The organism is Burkholderia sp. Ap-955 (genome assembly GCF_011753045.1).
GTDB lineage: Bacteria > Pseudomonadota > Gammaproteobacteria > Burkholderiales > Burkholderiaceae > Burkholderia > Burkholderia lata_D.
In genome coordinates, this window is record NZ_VWWH01000121.1 from 1 (window position 1) to 16,857 (window position 16,857).

Sequence of the window (16,857 nt, forward strand, 5' to 3'; positions counted from 1 at the left end):
GTGCAGCCTGCCGCGATCAGCGCCAGCGCGACGGTCAGCGCGCGCTGCTCGCCGACGCGCCGCGCGAGCCCGACGCCGACCCCGGCGACGACACCCATCAGCACGAACGGCAGCGCGGTCAGCAGCGCGGCCGCGCGAAAGCCGAGGCCCGTGTCGGCGCGCACGACGTCGAGCACGGGGCCGAACGCGGTCAGGAACGGACGCAGGTTGAGGCCGGCCAGCACCAGCAGCGCGAGCGCGCCATAGGACACGGACGCCGCATGCGGACGGTGGACGGCTTGCGCGGTGCCGGGGTCGGACATCGGAATGCTCCAGGGAGGGGCCGGTGGCCCTGTGATGCGATGCCGAAAGAGTAAGCGCGCGCTACGCCAGGTGAAAATTAAATATTCGACTGGGAATCAGTGCGGAATGCGATGGGTTCGCACGGGGTGACGGGGACGGATGGGGAGGCCGGCGCCGGCGGCTGGCCAACAAAAGTTGCCCAAGCCCCTGGCAGCACGCGATAGTCGGCCAATTGCGTTGATGACTTGCTGCTGAGCGTCCCGATGTGCGACCCGCAATCGCGGAACCAACTAGGCAGTGTCGGCTTCGTTCAGTATCGGTGGTGCTTTTTGCGCGTCACTTCATGACCGGCGTACACGGTGAGCAGTACGCCACACATCATGACACCAATGGCAGAAGACTCGTCGAACTCGCCGGAGCTATTCAGGAGTTTTGAGGCGACGTCGAGGCCCACCCCAGCAGCCACCAAAAAGACACCTGCGATCACCCCCCAGATCGGCCCAGCGGGCACATCTTCACGATTCAGCATATCGCCCCTGTACTTGGTTGTTGACCGATCCGGTCAAATGGCCGCAGCCATCCTGCGCCATGCCTTCGACGCATTCGCACGACTCGATACCAGTGCCGCAGCGAAAATCTTGCACGACGATGCGATCGATGATCAATACCGTGGATTCATGCGCAAGTTGGTGACGTACATGGCCGAGGACCCTCGTGTCATCTCCGCCGCGCTTGACTACTTGGCCATCGCATCGGTTATCGAACGCATCGGTGACCATGCGACGAACCTGGCTGAGCTCGTCATTTATATCGTCAAGGGAGCGGATATCCGGCACATGCCACGCGAGCAAATCGAGCAAGAAGCCCTGCGCAAATGAAAGCGCGGTTAAGGATGCGGTGACTCTGGGCTCGTGGGTTGTCACCGCCATTTGAGCAGGAGCACAACAACAAGGATCGCGACCAGCGCAGCGAGCCACTTCAAGCCGGTGAACACATTATCGAGCTTTTCCGTCAGCGCCCCGATTGGACTCCTGTCGTCCGTGCGCACGGGCACCTGTGCTGACCGGCTCTCTCCCGGCAGGCTGACTTTCGGGAGATCGATGGCGAGATACACCACATATCCGCTGGCAGTTGCCGACGCCTCCAATGTGCTGCCATCTTTCCCGGGTCTCAGGAACGCGCGGAACCCACCAGTCGGCGCAGCACCAGACGGGATCGACGTGTAGACGCCCCGCAGGCACAGTCCTGTCTTGACCGCGGTAACCTGCCGTGCCTCGACACCGTCGGCAAGCGCCTGCATGCTGCTCGCCGGCACGTCGCACAACGCCCACCACTGGGCCGGCTCCTGCATCTCGTCGTCGGACTCGTTGTAGCCGAGCCTTGCCGTGCCAAGCGGATCGTCCGACAAGGCGATGCCCAGTTCATCCTGCAATTCGCGAAGGCCGCGCCGTTCAGTCACGCCGATTTCGCGAGCCGCGAAGGTGATGTGTATCGTGCGAGTGTTGTTTTGCGCTTTGCCAATGATCGCCAAACAGCAATCGTCCAGACTCGCAGTCCCCTGGACATAGGTCGAAAGCGTCGAATGGGTTGTCCCGCCTGCCGGCTCCAGTCGCCTGACAACCTGAATGTCCTGCAGGGTGAGCCACAGCGATTTCGCTGGGTAGTACGTCTGCGTGTTGCCATCGGTATCGATGCACTCCAACGCGTGGCCGGCGCACTCCCGGATCTCGACGCGATGTTGCGCGTCCTCCTGTAGCCGGTCACGGCCTTCGTGCGGGTACCGTCCATCAAAGCCAGCGAGTTGCCCGGCATCGGGAAACGTCAGGGATGTCCGGGGCGCAATCCTGACGTTATCCAGAACGTCGTCGCGGGTGCGGACTTCCGCGACGGGCATTCCAGCATGTACGATCGATGCGGCATGAGCTCGTGAGCGTATCCCGTATTGCCTATAGGCGACGGGAAGCACATCGTGGGCCGCCGTGCCGGGCGGGATCTCGGGCATCTGTCCTGCGAGCGGATCAATGTATTGCGATTCGGGCGCGTCAGAGACCTTCACGGGCGAAGGAAGCAGTCGGGTCAACAGGTCTGCGTACGGGATAAGCAGTGGCAGGAACAGGCAGGCCAGTGAGAGGTTGAACAGCGTATGAAAATCGGCCACCACCCGCGCATTGTCCGGTTCGATCCTGACCATGACACAGCCGATCGGCGTCAGTGCCCCGAGCACCATCACCACGCCGATCGACAGAACGAGCAGATTGCCGACCGGCAGGCGCCGGGATGCCGGATCGTGCGTTGCCGCCCCCTCCAGAACCGGGTGGATGGCTGCGCCCAGGTTTGCACCGAGCACCAGTGCGAAAGCAGTATCGGGCGGAATGACGTTCTGCGCGCAGAGCGACATGATCAGGAGAACGATTGCCACGTTTGAATCGGCGGCCCAGGTCAGGCCAGCCGCCAGCAAGACGTCGATCAGCGGAACGGTGGCTGCGTCACTCAGCAGCAGCCGAAGACTCGGCGCGTCCTCGTAGTCTGTCATCAACTCCTGCAGATGGTGCAGTGCGAGCAGCAGCAGGCCCAGACCGATGAACATGCGGCCCAACTCATGGGCACGTGTGTTCGATACCTTGCGGAACATCAGCATGCCAACGAGTATCAGGGCAGGCGACAAGGTTTCGACTTCGAACGAAAGCGCTTGCACTATCAATGTCGTACCCACGTTCGCGCCCAGCATGACAGCCAGCGCCGGGACCAGGCCGACGCGCCCCTGCGCAGTCAATTCCGCCGTCATGACTGCAGTCGTCGAACTGCCTTGCAGCACTGCCGTTACGCCCATACCGCCGAAGAAGGCAGGGAGTCGTCCGTAAAGCGCCCGTTCCAGCAGCGATCGCAGGCCAGCGCCGAATGCGCGCTGCATGCCGGTCTGAAGCATCTGCGTGCCGAGCAGCACCAGTGCAATCGAACCAGCGAGATCGATCAGCGTGAATGTGAATGTCATGATTCTGGTTTCTCGACGCTGACAGGTTGCCCTTGCAACGTTCCCCGTATTGCAGTTTGCTCACGCCTGTAACCGGTCCGTAGGACTGTGAGTTCAGGTGCCTCCTGTCGCGACGGGAAAACGCGCGATCGAACCATCGATCCAGTTACGCGACCGTCCCCGATGACTTCGATCGCCAAACTACGGTCCCCCGCATCGATGCTTCATGAACCTTGACGCAAGGGGCGTGCCATCCATGCACGTTGGGCGCACGTAGCGACTTGAAACCAGAAATACGGAGATGAACTCGTTGGGCGGATGAATGTGTTTCAGCATTGATACAGGCTGGCATCTCTCACGCAACGACCTACGTGGATTGCCCTACTAGGCGCGCCCAGCGACCGCGCGGTGGCGTGACCGTCACGAGCCGGTCAAGCACGCTGCTTTGCTGACGCATGGGTTCGTTTCGAAATTGAAACACGCGATGCGACACATGGACGAGTACAGCCAGAAGGGGGCAGAACGCTCGCTTCGTCGGCAGTCTTCAGAGGTGGCTCGCCAACGTCAATTCAGCAAGCCAGAACGACGGAAAGACCGGGCAGGAAGGATTTTGTTTGGGAGGCCGGCCGGATTAAGTGCATCGAAATCAAGGGGACACGGCCGTAGCAATCTCGAAAACTTGCGCCAGACTATCGGTATATTCATACAGTGCGTCGTGAGCGTTTCCCCGTGAGTCGCACCGTCTCCAATTCCCGGCAGCTACGTTCCCCTGACGAGCGGGCACGTCCATTGAAGCGTTGATGGACTCAACTGTGTATTCCGACTTGGGGGGGGAAAGTCATGCGACGGGCATCTGCTCGGCCAACGCTTGCGCGCGCGCGGCCACCAGAGACCGGACGAGCGCGCGATCGGCCGCCGTTTCCGGCGTAAAGATCACGAGCGTCTGGTCTGGCCGGCCGCTCACCGCGAACGCCGAGTATTCGAGCGCGATGCGCCCGACGGCCGGATGGTGGATCTCCTTGGTTCCTTCTTCGTGCGAGCGGACATCGTGGTCGCGCCACAGCGCGTCGAACTCCGCGCTCGCCGCGCGCATCTCGTCGACGAATGCCTGAACGGCCTGCGTCGCACCGCCGCGCGCGACGTCGGCGCGAAACGCGCCCACCGCGAACCGCGCGACGCGTTCCCAATTCGCCTGCACGCCGCGCACGTGCGGATCGACGAAGATGAGCCGCAGGATGTTGCGCCGTTCCGGCGACAGCGTCGCATAGTCGGTCAGCGTCGCGGCTGCCGCGTCGTTCCACGCGACGACGTCCCACGTCGCCGAGCGCACGATCGCCGGGCTCGCGTCGAGCGAATCGAGCACGTGCTGCACGCGCGGCGACACATGGTCGGCTGCGTGATAGCGCACTTCCGGCAGGTGGCCGACACCGATCAGGAACAGGTGCTCGCGCTCGGCGTCGTTCAGCAGCAGCGCGCGGGCGAGCCGGTCGAGCACGTCGGCCGACGGCGCACCGCCGCGCCCCTGTTCGAGCCACGTGTACCACGCGGTGCTCACGTGCGCGCGCTGGGCGACTTCCTCGCGCCGCAGGCCCGGCGTACGGCGGCGCGTGGCCGGCAGGCCGAGCGCGGCCGGGTCGAGTTTCTCGCGGCGGGCCCGAAGGTATGCGCCGAGCAGGTTGTCAGGGGCGTCAGGCATAGCGTGTTAGTTCGTTTACCGGTAAACCGTCACGACTTCACGGTGCGCGGCGATCGACAGATAGTAAGCCTCCCTGCTATTCGGAGGTGTTGAACATGCGTGTCTTTGTTACTGGAGCGTCGGGCTTCGTCGGCGCTGCCGTCGTGGCCGAACTCATTGCTGCCGGGCACTCGGTGCTCGGTCTCGCGCGGTCCGATGCGGCCGCGTCGTCGGTCGCGGCAGCGGGCGCCGATGTCCATCGCGGGTCGCTGGAGGATCTCGACAGCCTCACGCGCGGGGCCGAAGCCGCCGATGCGGTGATCCATACGGGATTCAATCACGACTTCTCGCGCTTCGCGCAGAACTGCGAGCTCGACCGCCGCGCGATCGAGACGATCGGTGCGGTGCTCGCGGGCTCGGCGCGGCCGCTGGTCGTCACGTCGGGCCTCGCGCTCGTCGCACCCGGGCGCGCGGCGACGGAGGACGATCCGCACGTGCCGGTGTCGTCGACCTATCCGCGTGCGTCCGAAGCGACCGCGGTCGCGCTGGAAGCGCACGGCGTGCACGCGTCGGTCGTGCGCCTGCCGCCGTCGGTGCACGGCGACGGCGATCACGGTTTCGTGCCGCGCCTGATCGCGTTCGCGCGGGAGAAGGGGGTATCGGCCTATCTCGGCGATGGCGGCAACCGCTGGCCGGGCGTGCACCGGCTCGATGCGGCGCGCGTCTATCGGCTCGCGATCGAACGCGGTGCGGCCGGCGCGCGCTATCACGCGGTCGACGATACCGGCGTGCGGTTCCGGGACATCGCGGAAGTAATCGGCCGGCGGCTGAACGTGCCGGTCGTCGCGAAAACGGCGGCTGAAGCCGGCGAACACTTCGGCTGGTTCGCGATGTTCGCGGGGATGGATGCGCCGGCCACGAGCGAGCGCACGCGTGCATCGCTCGACTGGGCGCCGACGCAGCCGGGGCTGCTGGCCGATATCGACCGGCCGCGGTATTTCGAAAGCTGAACGGGGGGCGGGTGTGCCGCTGTTTACAGACAAGCGGCACGCCCGCCTCGCATCGTTCACACCGTGACGACGATCTTCCCGACCTGCGCACCGGCTTCCATGTACCGATGCGCTTCCACGATGTCGTCGAACGCGAACGTGCGATCGATCAGCGGCTTCAGCGCACCGGCTGCGAGCCCGTCGACGATGAAGCGCTTCGCGCGCTCGAGCCGCTGCGCGTCGCCGGTGATCTCGAACAGCTCGTAGCCGCGCAGCGTCAGGTGGCGTGCGAGCAGGTCCATCACCGGAACCGGGATGTCGCGCGTGTCGAGCGCACCGTACTGGAAGAACGTGCCGTTCGTGGCCAGCGCGCGCAGCAGCTTCGCGGCATCAGGGCCGCCGACCGGGTCGAACACGAGGCGCGCGCCGGTGCCGCCGGTGAGGTCCGCCACTTGCTGCGGCAGGTCGGCAGGGCTGCCGACGATCACGTGCTTCGCACCCGCGTCGAGCAGTGCCTGGCGTTTCGATTCGCCGCGCGTCAGCGCGATCGGCACCGCGCCGACGTGGTTCGCGATCTGGATCGCCGCTTGCCCGACGCTGCTCGACGCGGCGCCGATCAGGACCGCGTCGCCGCGCTGCAGCCCGCCGAGTTCGATCAGCGCGCCCCAGGCCGTGACGAACATCATCCACGTCGCGGCCGCTTCCTCGAACGACAGGCTCGCCGGATGCCGGACCGCCGCATGCGCGGGCACGTTGACGACCTCGCCGTACATCCCGTAGTCGGCAAACGAGAACGCCGGCACGACGCTCACCGCATCGCCTACGGCGAACGCCGTCACGTTGCGGCCGACCGCCGCGACGATGCCCGAGGCCTCATAGCCGAGCGCCGCCGGCAAGCGCGGCATGAACGTGTATTCGCCGGTGCGGTACATGACTTCCGCGCGATTGAGGCCGATCGCCTTCACGCGCAGCTGGATGTCGTCGGGGCCCGGTGCGGGTACGTCGACGGTGTCGATCTGCAGGACGTCGGGGCCGCCGACGCGGTGGAAACGAACGATGCGGGACATGGGTTGCTCCTTCAATGAACGGGTGTCGATGAAGGAGCACTGTAGGCGGGTACCAGCACCGGAGAAACGCGCGGCGGGATCATTGATTGTTATTCGATGAATAACAATCGACGAGAACGGTTACCGGGCCCGGTGCATCGTCGAATGCTTCGTCGATCGCATCAAACATCTTCATCGTTTCGTCTTTCGTTTCAGCAGCCAGCCATCTCGTGCGCAGAATTGCTTTTTATTCATTCAAATCTATATTGGGATTTGTTCGTTTCGATATGAGGAATAAAAACGATGACGACTCAATCGAATGTGCTCGAGAAGTTTCAGATGTTCGCGGCCGTCGGAGGAGACACGTCGGCCGTGGTGTCGGAGCAAGCGTGCCTGAGTTACCGCGAACTGGATCGTCGGAGCGACGCGGTGGCCGGTGCATTGCGGGACCGGGGCATCGGGCGCGGCAGCCTGGTGCCGATCGAGGCGGCGCGTAATGCCGACTTCATCGTCGGCATTGTCGGCATCCTGAAGGCCGGTGCGACGTACGTCCCGATCGACGAACGCTATCCCGACGCCCGCAAGGCCCTCATCCTGCACCAATGCAATGCGTCGCTGGTGTTGACGGCTCGCGCGACGCCGCGGGAGGCGGCCATTCCGTTCATCAGTGTGGCGGACCTGTCGGTGCGGCGACCCGATCGGGACAACGTGCATGCGACGCAACGCGCCGATACGCCCGATGGCGCGATCTACGTGATATTCACGTCCGGCTCCACCGGCGCGCCGAAAGGCGTCATCGTTGAACATGCCGCCGTGGCCACGCTCGTCGGCTGGCACAACGCGCGTTTTTCGATGAATGCCGAAAGCCGCGCGACGCTGATGGCGGGCCTCGGCTTCGATGTATCGCAGTGGGAAATCTGGTCGGCACTCTGCGCGGGGGCGACGCTGTTTCTGCCGGACGACGAAACGCGTTTCGATGCCGATGCGCTCGTCGGTTTCTTCACCCGTCACCGGATCACGCATGCGTACGTGCCCACCGTGATGGTTGCCGACGTGGTGGGTGTCGGCCAGCCGGCGGACCTGAAGCTCGAGTATCTGTTCACGGCCGGCGAAAAGCTCGATCCGGTCGATACCGATCGAGTCAGTTACACGGTGGTCGATTACTACGGGCCGACCGAGGCGACGATCTTCGCGACGTGTCACGTCGTTCCGAGCGCGACGCTTGGCCGTCCGGCATCGATCGGACACCCGGTCGGCAATACCGAGATTCTGATCCTGAACGATGCGCGGCAAGCGGTGGGAGAGAACGACGTCGGGGAGATCTGCATCGGCGGGCCGGGCCTGGCGCGCGGCTACCTGAACAATCCTGCGTTGACCCGCGAGAAATTCCGTCCGCATCCGCAACGGCCGGATCGGATCATCTATCGCACGGGCGATCTCGGGCGCCGGCTGAACGACGGCTCGATCCAGTTTCTCGGTCGTATGGACGATCAGGTCAAGATTCGCGGCAATCTGGTCGAACTGAGCGAAATTCAGGCGGTGCTCGCCAGAGCGGACATGGTACGCAAGGCGCTGGTGCTGGCGTTGCCCCGCATTGCCGGAACCGGCAAGGAACTGGTTGCGTTCGTCGTGCCGAGCGATCCCGCTGCGCCGCCCGAGCGTGTCGTCGACACGCTGAAGGCAAGCGTGCGGCGATACCTGCCGGATTACATGTGGCCCGTCGGTCACGTGCTGCTCGACGATATCCCCGTGACGGCGAACGGCAAAACCGACCGGGCCGCGCTGCAACAGCTTTACCACGACGAACTGCGCAACCGGACCGAGCGGGAGTCGTATACCGCCGTCGAGCGGATCGTGGCGGATGCATTCGTCTCGCTGACCGGCCATGCGTCGTTTCTCAAGACCGACAGCTTCTTCGACATCGGCGGTAATTCACTGCTGACGGCGAAGCTTGCCAGGGCGCTATCGGATGCGACGGGAACGAAGATGCTGATCCGTGACGTCTACGAGCACTTGTCGGTGGAAGGGCTCGCAGGCGAGATCGAGCGGCGTGTCGCGGCGGCGCTCGAGATCGACCGCGAGCCCGTTTATGTGCTCGCGAACGATATCCGCGTGCCGGAGCAGGCGGATTTCAGCGGCGCCTTCGACGTCGCACTGCTGGCGCGCCCGCGCACGATTCTGCTGACGGGCGCCACGGGGTTCGTCGGCGTTCATTTACTGGCCGAACTGCTCGCGACGACGTCGGCGATCGTGCATTGCCTGGTGCGGGCGGAGGATGCTGCCGCAGGGCGTGCGCGGATCGACGAAAAGCTGCGCGCCTACGACGTGAACCTCGGGCCGGACGAGCGATCCCGCATCCGCGTGTGGGCGGGCGATCTCACGCGGGCGCGCTTCGGGTTGGACGAGCGCCGCTACGCGGCGCTGGCGGACGAAATCGACATCGTTTACCACTCGGCTGGCGCGGTCAATTTCATCCAGCCGTATTCGTTCATGAAGAAGATCAACGTGGACGGCCTGACCCAAATCCTCGCTTTCGCCGGGTGCCGGCGCACCAAGGCGCTGATCCTGCTGTCGACGATCTCGGTGTACAGCTGGGGGCACCGCTTCACCGGCAAGGCCATGATGACCGAAGCGGACGACATCGATCAGAACCTGCCGGCGGTGCTCGAGGACATCGGCTATACGCGCAGCAAATGGGTGATGGAAAAAATGGCCGACCTGGCGGCGCAGCACGGCCTGCCGCTGATGACGTTCCGTCTTGGCTATGCGACGTTTCATGGCGAGACCGGCGTCAGCGCCGACTATCAATGGTGGGGGCGGCTGGTGAAGACGTGCATGGCGCTCGGCACCGTGCCCGACCTGCAGGACTTGCGCGAAGGGCTGACGAGCGTGGACTACATGACGAAAGCGCTTGCGTGGATTTCGCGTAATCCGGCAGCGCTGGGGCGGAAATTCAATCTGATCAATTCGCCTGAGGCCAACCTCACGCTTCGAGAGTTTTTCTCGAGGCTGGAACGCTACTTCGGCTTGCGATTCCGGGTCGTGCCGTTCCGCGAATGGCGCGATGCGTGGAAGACCGATATCGACGCACCGCTCTATCCGCTATTGAGCCTGTTCGACGACAACATTCGCGACGGGATGTCCACGGCCGAGCTGTATCAGAACAATTACGTGTGGGACTGCCGCAACGTGATCGAATTTCTCGAAGGCAGTGGCATCGCGCAGCCGGCATTTTCCCGCGAGCAACTTGCGCGGTACATGGAGCGGTCGATCGGCCATCGGGTTGCGGGGTGAGCGCGACAACGCGGCTGTGTGGAGGGCGCAAGTCGCTTTTTTGCCCGCTGCCGGTGAAGTCACTTCATCGACTGCGTTCGCGCGCGTTAGTGATCCGCGCTACATCGGATAACGCCGCGCAAACAGCTCGGTCAACCAGTCGATGAACGCGCGCACCTTGTCGGGCAGATGCGCGCGGTTCGGGTACAGCACCGACACCGGCTTCGGCTCCGCCGGCACGCCGGGCAGTAGTTCGATCAGCTGGCCGGAGTCGATGCTCGGCTGCAGCGCGGGCCGCAACGCATGCACGATGCCGAGGCCGGCCAGCCCGCAGGACAGCAGCGCTTCCGAGTTGTCGGTCAGCACGCTGCTCGCGAGCTTCACCGCGACCGTTTCGCCGTTCGGGCGGAACGTCCATTCGAGCACCTTGCGATTGCTGCCGGTAAAGAAGTTGACGGCGCGATGCGCACGAAGATCGTCGAGCGTGCGCGGCAAGCCGTGGCGGGCAACATAGCCGGGCGACGCGCACGTGACCATCGGCACCGCGCCGACCGTGCGCGCGACCATGCTCGAATCCTTCAGCTTGCCGACCCGCACGACGCAGTCGATGCCTTCGCCGATCAGGTCGGCCGGCTGGTCGCCCGCGCCGAGCACGAGCTCGATCTGCGGATAGCGCTGCTGGAAATCGGGCAGGGCCGGAATCACGACTGTCTTCGCCAGCGCGAGCGCGATGTCGATGCGCAACCGGCCTTTCGGTATCGCGCGCTGCTTCGGGAACGACGCGAACGCGTCGTCGATGCAGCCGAGCAACTGCACGCAGCGCGCGTGGAACGCCTCGCCTTCGGCGGTCACGCTGACGCGGCGCGTGCTGCGGTTCAGCAGCCGGACGCCGAGTTCCTGCTCGAGCTGCTGCACGGCTTTCGTCACGGCCGGTCGATGCAGTTGCAGCGCGTCGGCGGCCTGCGTGAAGTTGCCGCGTTCGACGATCTGTACGTAGATCTGCATCGCTTGCAGGCGGTCCATGGCGTTCCCGGGTGTCGTGGCGAGCGGCCATCTTCGCATACCGCTCGCCACCCCGGGCGACGCCGATGCACCGCCGCCCGCCGCCTGTCATTCGACCGGATGCAGATCCTGCAGCAACGTCGGCACGAGCTCCGACACGGTCGGGTGGATGTGCATCGCGCGGCTGATCGTCGTGTACGGCGCGCCGGCGGCCATCACGTCGAGCATCCCGTGCACGACTTCGTCGCCCGTCACGCCGAGGATCGATGCGCCGAGGATCGCGTGGCTGTCCGCGTCGACGATCACCTTCATGAAGCCCAGGCTCTCGCCTTTTTCCACCGCGCGGCCGACGCGCGTCATCGGGCGCGTGCCGACGAGCAGCCGGCGGCCGGTCTGCTTCGCTTCCGCGAGCGTCATGCCGACGCGGCCGAGCGGCGGATCGACGTACAGCGCATACGCCGCGATGCGATCGGACACCTTGCGCGGATCGTTGTCGAGCAGGTTGGCCGCGACGATCTCGTAGTCGTTGTACGCGGTGTGCGTGAACGCACCGCGCCCGTTGCAGTCGCCGAGCGCCCAGATGCCGGGCACGTTTGTGCGCAGTTGTTCGTCGACCTCGATATAGCCGCGCGCGTCGGTCGAGACGCCCGCGCGGTCGAGCCCGAGATCGTCGGTGTTCGGCACGCGTCCGACCGCGAGCAGCAGGTGCGAGCCCGCGACCTCGCGGCCGCCGCCCGCGCAGTCGAGGCCGACCGCGATGCCGCTGCCGTCGCGCCGCGCGCTCAGGCAGGTCGCGTCGAGCTGCACGTCGATCCCTTCCTTCTCGAGGATCTCGCGCACCGCCTGCGACACGTCTTCGTCCTCGCGCCGGATCAGGTGCGAGCCCTTCTCGACGATCGTGACCTTCGACCCGAAGCGGCGATACATCTGGCCGAACTCGAGCCCGATGTAGCTGCCGCCGACGATCACGAGATGCTCGGGCAGGAAGTCGACGTCCATCATCGTCGAGTTGGTCAGGTACGGCACCGTGTCGAGGCCCGGCATGGCCGGCACCTGCGCGCGCCCGCCGACGTTGATGAAGATGCGTTCCGCTTCGAGCACGTCGTCGCCCACGCGCACCGTGTTGGCCTGCTCGAAGCGGGCGTGACCCTGAAACACGGTGGTGTTCGCGAGGCCGCGCACCCATTGCTCGACGCCGTGGTTCGAGCGGCCGGAGATCTGGTCCTTGCGCGCCTTCACGGCTTTCATGTCGACGTTGACGGGGCCGCCGACCGACACGCCGTATTCGCCGGCGCGCCGCGCGAGCTGCGCGGCGTAGGCGCTCGCGATCAGCGTCTTGGTCGGGATGCAGCCGGTGTTCACGCAGGTGCCGCCGAAGCGGCCGCGCTCGATGATCGCGACCTTCATCCCGGCGCCGGACAGCCGCGCGGCGAGTGGGGGCCCGGCTTGACCGGTGCCGATGACGATCGCGTCGAAGTGTTGCGTCATGTCGTCCTCCAGTGCGGGTGCAGCGAGGGAACGCGTGCGGGCGAGCCGCGTGCGAGGCCGGCGCACGGTCGTGCGACGGCAAGCGTTCATGGTAGTCCCGTTGGCGTGCGCTCGCGAGCGCGGGAGAGGCGGGACGTGACGGTATCCGGCCGTGTCCGCGCCGGCCGGGGTGCGATGCAACCGGTCTCAGCGCGTTGCACCGGGCGCGTCAGTCCTTGCGTTGCCACTGACCGAACGACACCGGCCGGTGCGCGTCCGCGCGCGTGATGGTGACGTGGTCGGGCTGGTCGTCGAGCGGAAACGATTGGGTGACGATCCGGCTCGAAAACAGCCATCCGTGCGTGCGCGGGTCGTAGCGGAACGTCACGTAGTCGCTCCAGTGCTGCCCGCACGCGACGACGTTCTGCACGGTGAAATAGCGGCCCTTGATCGCGAAGCCGTTGTCGGCGACATCGTCGGGATCGAACGGGTCGCACTGGCCGCCTTCGTTCGCGCGCAGCACGACCTGGTCGTTGCGCGCGACGAGCCGGAATGCGTGATCCGGTTGTTCCTCGAAGATCAGCAGCGGACGCGGCGACGGCTGCTCACGCGTATCGACTGCCCGATGCACGACGACGAGGAAGCTGTGCCGCCCGTTGTCGAGATCCGGCCCGGCATGCGCGAGCAGCGGCTGGTAGCCGGGCGGCAACTGCGCGGCGACCGATTTCGGCAGGTCGCCGGCGCGGGCGTTGAACGAAAACGCGACGAGCAGCGGGAGGAGCACGAAGGGCAGGCGGGAAACGCGCATCACGGGGTGTCCGGTCGAAAGGAGGAAAGAGGAGCCGATGGCGTGGAGGTTACAAGTCCCGCCCGAGAAACTCGGTGCCCGGCACCGGGTTGAACGCGACGGGCGGCGCGGGCGTGAAGCCGAGCGACGCATACAGTTGCCTGGCGGCGACGAATTCGGGCAGCACGTCGAGGCACATGCGCGCATAGCCGGCCGCCTTCGCGTCGCGCAGCAGCCGTTCGACGAGCTGGCGGCCGAGGTTCAGCCCGCGCGCTTCGGGGCGCACGTAGACGCGCTTCATCTCGCACGTCGTCGCGTCGATCTCGCGAAACGCCGCACAGCCCACCGCGCGCTCGCCTTGCCACGCGAGCAGCAGCAGCCCGCGCGGCGGCGCGTACTTGCCGGGCAGCGCGGCGATCTCGGGCTCGTAGTCCTGGAATTCGAGGCTGACGGTCGGGCTGGCGATGTACTCGCGGAAGATCGCCTCGACGACACGGGCGTCGTCGGGATAGCGGGCGGCGCGAATCTCGATCATGGGGGCGGCGCGAATGACGGGAAAGAGGGCCAGCATAGCAGCGCAAAACCGGTTTCGGCCATGCGCGAAGCGTGCCAGAATCAGCGACTCGACCATCGGAAACGACACGCAGGCGCTGGCGATTGAGCGTCGCTCACCAAGGAGACTTCGATGACTGCATCGGCCGCCGTACTCGCCATCCTGGCTGCGCTGTTTCTCGGCGCGATGATTCCGGGCCCGAGCTTCGTGCTGGTTGCCCGCAATTCGATCGGGCTGTCGCGTCGCGACGGGCTCGCCACCGCGCTCGGCATGGGCATCGGCGGCATCGTGTTCGGCGGCGTCGCGCTCGCCGGGCTCTATACGCTGCTGCAGGCCGTCGAATGGCTGTACGTGGGCCTCAAGGTGGCGGGCGGCGCGTACCTGATCTACATGGCGTCGAAGATCTGGCGCGGCGCCGACCGGCCGATCGCGATGGACGATCCGCAGGCGATGGCCGGCGGCAGCGCGCGCAAGTCGTTCTGGACGGGCCTGACGACCCAGCTCAGCAACCCGAAGACGGCGATCTGGTACGGCAGCATCTTCGCGGCGCTGCTCCCGCAGCATCCGCCGCTGTGGTGCTATCTGGCGCTGCCGCCGCTCGTGTTCGGCGTCGAGTTCGGCTGGTACACGATCGTTGCGCTGTGCTTTTCCACGCGCCGGCCGCGCGAGCTCTACCTGCGCGCGAAGAAGTGGGTCGACCGCATCGCCGCCGGCGCGATCACGCTGCTCGGGCTGCGACTGATCCTGAACGCCCCGAAAGCGGGCATCTGACCGCTTCCATTCCCGATTTGCATCGCACGGCGGCCGGCCATTCCCGTGGCCGGCCGTCGGCGCGCGCCGCGCGAACGCGCATCGGCGTCAGGTTTCGCTGAACCGCGCCAGCAGCGCCGCGAACCGCGCGTCGTCCGGAAATTCCTTCACTTCATACCGCACCGGGCGATGCCCGGTGGCCGTCATCAGGTCGCCGCAGGTGCGCAGCAGTTCGGCCATCGGCACGTAGGCGGACTGCCCCGTCGAGCCGCGATGGAGCGCGACGATATCCGTCTCGGGCAGCAGGGAAGGCACGCCTTCGCTCCATACGCCGACGCTGAACAGGCTGCCGTCCTGGCGCTTGTACACCGAGTAGGTCGCCACGAAGATGTCGGTGCCGTCGCGCTCATGCACGTCGCTGAGCAGCATCCGCTGATCCTGGTAGTCGCCCGCGAGCTCGCCGATGCGCAGCGCATGCAGCTTCGCTTCGAGCCCTGCCGGCACGAAGCGCCGCCAGGCGGCGCCGTTCCAGCGCAGCATCAGCGGCGGCAGCGCGCGCGGCTGCGCCTGCGCCTGTTCGGCGAGGTCGACCATGGCGGCGAGCCCGGCCGGGTTGCGGTCGCCGGTGAGCAGCAGCACCGCGCGGTTCGGCGCCATCACGACCGGCGCGCCGGCGATCGGCTGCCGGTGGAGCAGGTCGGTCAGCAGCAGCCGCGCCGCGTCGTACGAGTCGTCGAATTGCGACAGGAATACCCCGTTCGGCAGCGCGGCCCACGGCGTCGACGATTCGGCCCGCAGGTTGCCGATCGCGATGTCGCAGGCTTCGTCGAACGAGACGCCCCATTGGTCGAGCGTCGCGGTCGGCAGGCGCGCGATGTTGAGCTCGCCATCGTATGCGATGCCGATTTCGATGTTCTCGCACAGCGGCCGGAACGCCAGCTCCGTTATGCCGAACTGCCCGGCCGTTTGCAGCGCCGTCACGTAGCGCTCGGTCGCGCTGCGGATCACGGGGCGCAGCTTCGCGCGCGCGGCGGCGAAATTCGTCGGGATCTCGTGCTGCAGCATCGCGTTCGCCTGGCGCTTCAGCACGGTGTCCCGCTCGGACGGCTTCGCGGCCGCGTAGTCGTGGAACAGGTTGTGCAGGTTGATGATGTTCGACGGCACATCCGACTGGACGAGGCAGCCCTTCTCGTCCTCGTGGCGCCAGGTGCGTGTGTCGCCCGATGCGCGCAGCGTGGCGATCAGGCGTTCGGCGAAGGCCTGCGGGGTCGGCGGTTTGCCGAAAAGGTCGCGCAGGCGCGTGACGAGATTGGCAAGCATCGTGTGCGGTCGGGCCGGGCCCGTCTGTTGTTCGTGGGTCGGTGGCGCCCGGTCTCGGCGGCGCCGCCCGCGGCCGGCACGCGTGGCTCGACGGGTGCTTTGATGTTAGTGCAACGTGGCAGGTATCGTCGGACGATATTTTGCGATGGACGGGCGGCGGGCGGCGGGCGAGGTCAAGGGCGAGGTCAAGGGCGAGGTCAAGGGCGAGGGCCAGGGCCAGGGCCAGGGCGAGGTCAAGGGCGAGGGCCAGGGCCAGGGCGAGGGCGAGGGCGAGGGCCAGGGCAAGGGCAAGGGCAAGGGCAAGGGCAAGGGCAAGGGCAAGGGCCCGGCAGGACCGCCGCCGCAGCAGCCCCCGGTCGCCCGCCGAGCCTTGCGCGGCGGGCGTTCGCGTGTGTCGCACGCTGCGCCGATCGGCGCCGGTTCCCCGATTCTGGCGGCCGACCGCCCGGCGGCGTGTAAACTGCTGCCTTTTTTGACGGTTTGCAGCATGGTGCAAGCACCTCCGCGCCCGGCGCTGAGCGGCCCGGCGCTCGTCCGGCTGCTCGCGCGCCTGGCCGACGCCGACGTCGCGGAATCCCGGCAGACGCTGTCCGACCGGCTGAGCCAGTGGCTCGGCTGGACCGACGCGATCACGCTGTCGTCCGCGCTGAACGCGAGCCCGCCCGGCGTCGCGGCAGGCGTGCGCGGCTACGACGCGGAGCGCGACTGCGCGCGCGTGCGCCACGAGCTCGCGCAGGCGATC

13 protein-coding genes and 2 pseudogenes are annotated in these 16,857 nt (G+C 66.3%); 5 read left to right on the forward strand and 10 right to left on the reverse strand.

The window, feature by feature from the left end:
- Both F3J15_RS33930 and F3J15_RS33935 read right to left on the reverse strand, forming a co-directional pair.
- A pseudogene (locus tag F3J15_RS33930) lies at nucleotides 1–302 on the reverse strand (CynX/NimT family MFS transporter); the annotation flags it as partial.
- Nucleotides 303–592: 290 nt separating this feature from the next.
- Nucleotides 593–811, reverse strand: coding sequence for a hypothetical protein (locus F3J15_RS33935; protein WP_166896701.1), 219 nt, complete (start codon nucleotides 809–811; stop codon nucleotides 593–595).
- A gap of 28 nt (nucleotides 812–839) precedes the next feature.
- Here F3J15_RS33935 and F3J15_RS33940 point away from each other — a divergent pair.
- A pseudogene (locus tag F3J15_RS33940) lies at nucleotides 840–1,160 on the forward strand (PhoU domain-containing protein); the annotation flags it as partial.
- A 41-nt stretch (nucleotides 1,161–1,201) separates the two neighbouring features.
- Here the strand turns inward: F3J15_RS33940 and F3J15_RS33945 are convergent.
- Both F3J15_RS33945 and F3J15_RS33950 read right to left on the reverse strand, forming a co-directional pair.
- A complete protein-coding gene (locus tag F3J15_RS33945; RefSeq protein WP_166896703.1) occupies nucleotides 1,202–3,274 on the reverse strand; it encodes a Na/Pi symporter in 2,073 nt (690 codons plus the stop codon).
- Nucleotides 3,275–4,091: 817 nt separating this feature from the next.
- Complete coding sequence (locus tag F3J15_RS33950; RefSeq protein WP_166896705.1) at nucleotides 4,092–4,949, reverse strand: helix-turn-helix transcriptional regulator; 858 nt, start codon at nucleotides 4,947–4,949, stop codon at nucleotides 4,092–4,094.
- Nucleotides 4,950–5,044: 95 nt separating this feature from the next.
- On the opposite strand from F3J15_RS33950, the gene F3J15_RS33955 reads away from it, so the two are divergent.
- Nucleotides 5,045–5,938: an SDR family oxidoreductase gene (locus F3J15_RS33955; RefSeq protein ID WP_166896707.1), complete on the forward strand. Its 894-nt coding sequence runs from the start codon at nucleotides 5,045–5,047 to the stop codon at nucleotides 5,936–5,938.
- Between the two features lie 56 nt (nucleotides 5,939–5,994).
- Here F3J15_RS33955 and F3J15_RS33960 read toward each other — a convergent pair whose 3' ends face one another.
- Nucleotides 5,995–6,984 (reverse strand): zinc-dependent alcohol dehydrogenase family protein, encoded by a 990-nt coding sequence (locus tag F3J15_RS33960; protein ID WP_166896709.1) that lies wholly within the window; start codon nucleotides 6,982–6,984, stop codon nucleotides 5,995–5,997.
- A gap of 282 nt (nucleotides 6,985–7,266) precedes the next feature.
- Between F3J15_RS33960 and F3J15_RS33965 the strand changes: the two genes are divergently transcribed.
- The gene (locus F3J15_RS33965) at nucleotides 7,267–10,257 is read left to right on the forward strand and encodes an amino acid adenylation domain-containing protein (protein ID WP_166896712.1); all 2,991 of its coding nucleotides are present in this window, start codon (nucleotides 7,267–7,269) and stop codon (nucleotides 10,255–10,257) included.
- Nucleotides 10,258–10,356: 99 nt separating this feature from the next.
- Here F3J15_RS33965 and F3J15_RS33970 read toward each other — a convergent pair whose 3' ends face one another.
- From F3J15_RS33970 to F3J15_RS33985, 4 genes are all read right to left on the reverse strand, one after another.
- Nucleotides 10,357–11,259, reverse strand: coding sequence for a LysR family transcriptional regulator (locus tag F3J15_RS33970; RefSeq protein ID WP_166896714.1), 903 nt, complete (start codon nucleotides 11,257–11,259; stop codon nucleotides 10,357–10,359).
- An 87-nt stretch (nucleotides 11,260–11,346) separates the two neighbouring features.
- On the reverse strand, nucleotides 11,347–12,726 hold the full coding sequence (locus F3J15_RS33975) for an FAD-containing oxidoreductase (protein ID WP_166896717.1): 1,380 nt from the start codon (nucleotides 12,724–12,726) through the stop codon (nucleotides 11,347–11,349).
- A gap of 208 nt (nucleotides 12,727–12,934) precedes the next feature.
- Nucleotides 12,935–13,513, reverse strand: a complete 579-nt coding sequence (locus F3J15_RS33980) for a hypothetical protein (protein ID WP_166896719.1) — start codon at nucleotides 13,511–13,513, stop codon at nucleotides 12,935–12,937.
- A gap of 49 nt (nucleotides 13,514–13,562) precedes the next feature.
- Nucleotides 13,563–14,027: a GNAT family N-acetyltransferase gene (locus F3J15_RS33985; RefSeq protein WP_166896721.1), complete on the reverse strand. Its 465-nt coding sequence runs from the start codon at nucleotides 14,025–14,027 to the stop codon at nucleotides 13,563–13,565.
- A gap of 150 nt (nucleotides 14,028–14,177) precedes the next feature.
- Between F3J15_RS33985 and F3J15_RS33990 the strand changes: the two genes are divergently transcribed.
- Nucleotides 14,178–14,816: a LysE family translocator gene (locus tag F3J15_RS33990; protein ID WP_069252865.1), complete on the forward strand. Its 639-nt coding sequence runs from the start codon at nucleotides 14,178–14,180 to the stop codon at nucleotides 14,814–14,816.
- A gap of 87 nt (nucleotides 14,817–14,903) precedes the next feature.
- Here the strand turns inward: F3J15_RS33990 and F3J15_RS33995 are convergent, their stop codons facing one another.
- Nucleotides 14,904–16,115, reverse strand: coding sequence for a hypothetical protein (locus tag F3J15_RS33995; protein ID WP_166896723.1), 1,212 nt, complete (start codon nucleotides 16,113–16,115; stop codon nucleotides 14,904–14,906).
- A 115-nt stretch (nucleotides 16,116–16,230) separates the two neighbouring features.
- Between F3J15_RS33995 and F3J15_RS37945 the strand changes: the two genes are divergently transcribed.
- On the forward strand, nucleotides 16,231–16,857 hold a 627-nt coding region (locus F3J15_RS37945), incomplete at its 3' end, for a DUF3348 family protein (RefSeq protein ID WP_345891970.1).

Bases quoted from the DNA above. Each gene is read 5' to 3' on its own strand.
- F3J15_RS33935 (WP_166896701.1), bottom strand. From the start codon at position 811: ATGCTGAATCGTGAAGATGTGCCCGCTGGGCCGATCTGGGGGGTGATC.
- F3J15_RS33945 (WP_166896703.1), bottom strand. From the start codon at position 3,274: ATGACATTCACATTCACGCTGATCGATCTCGCTGGTTCGATTGCACTG.
- F3J15_RS33950 (WP_166896705.1), bottom strand. From the start codon at position 4,949: ATGCCTGACGCCCCTGACAACCTGCTCGGCGCATACCTTCGGGCCCGC.
- F3J15_RS33955 (WP_166896707.1), top strand. From the start codon at position 5,045: ATGCGTGTCTTTGTTACTGGAGCGTCGGGCTTCGTCGGCGCTGCCGTC.
- F3J15_RS33960 (WP_166896709.1), bottom strand. From the start codon at position 6,984: ATGTCCCGCATCGTTCGTTTCCACCGCGTCGGCGGCCCCGACGTCCTG.
- F3J15_RS33965 (WP_166896712.1), top strand. From the start codon at position 7,267: ATGACGACTCAATCGAATGTGCTCGAGAAGTTTCAGATGTTCGCGGCC.
- F3J15_RS33970 (WP_166896714.1), bottom strand. From the start codon at position 11,259: ATGGACCGCCTGCAAGCGATGCAGATCTACGTACAGATCGTCGAACGC.
- F3J15_RS33975 (WP_166896717.1), bottom strand. From the start codon at position 12,726: ATGACGCAACACTTCGACGCGATCGTCATCGGCACCGGTCAAGCCGGG.
- F3J15_RS33980 (WP_166896719.1), bottom strand. From the start codon at position 13,513: ATGCGCGTTTCCCGCCTGCCCTTCGTGCTCCTCCCGCTGCTCGTCGCG.
- F3J15_RS33985 (WP_166896721.1), bottom strand. From the start codon at position 14,027: ATGATCGAGATTCGCGCCGCCCGCTATCCCGACGACGCCCGTGTCGTC.
- F3J15_RS33990 (WP_069252865.1), top strand. From the start codon at position 14,178: ATGACTGCATCGGCCGCCGTACTCGCCATCCTGGCTGCGCTGTTTCTC.
- F3J15_RS33995 (WP_166896723.1), bottom strand. From the start codon at position 16,115: ATGCTTGCCAATCTCGTCACGCGCCTGCGCGACCTTTTCGGCAAACCG.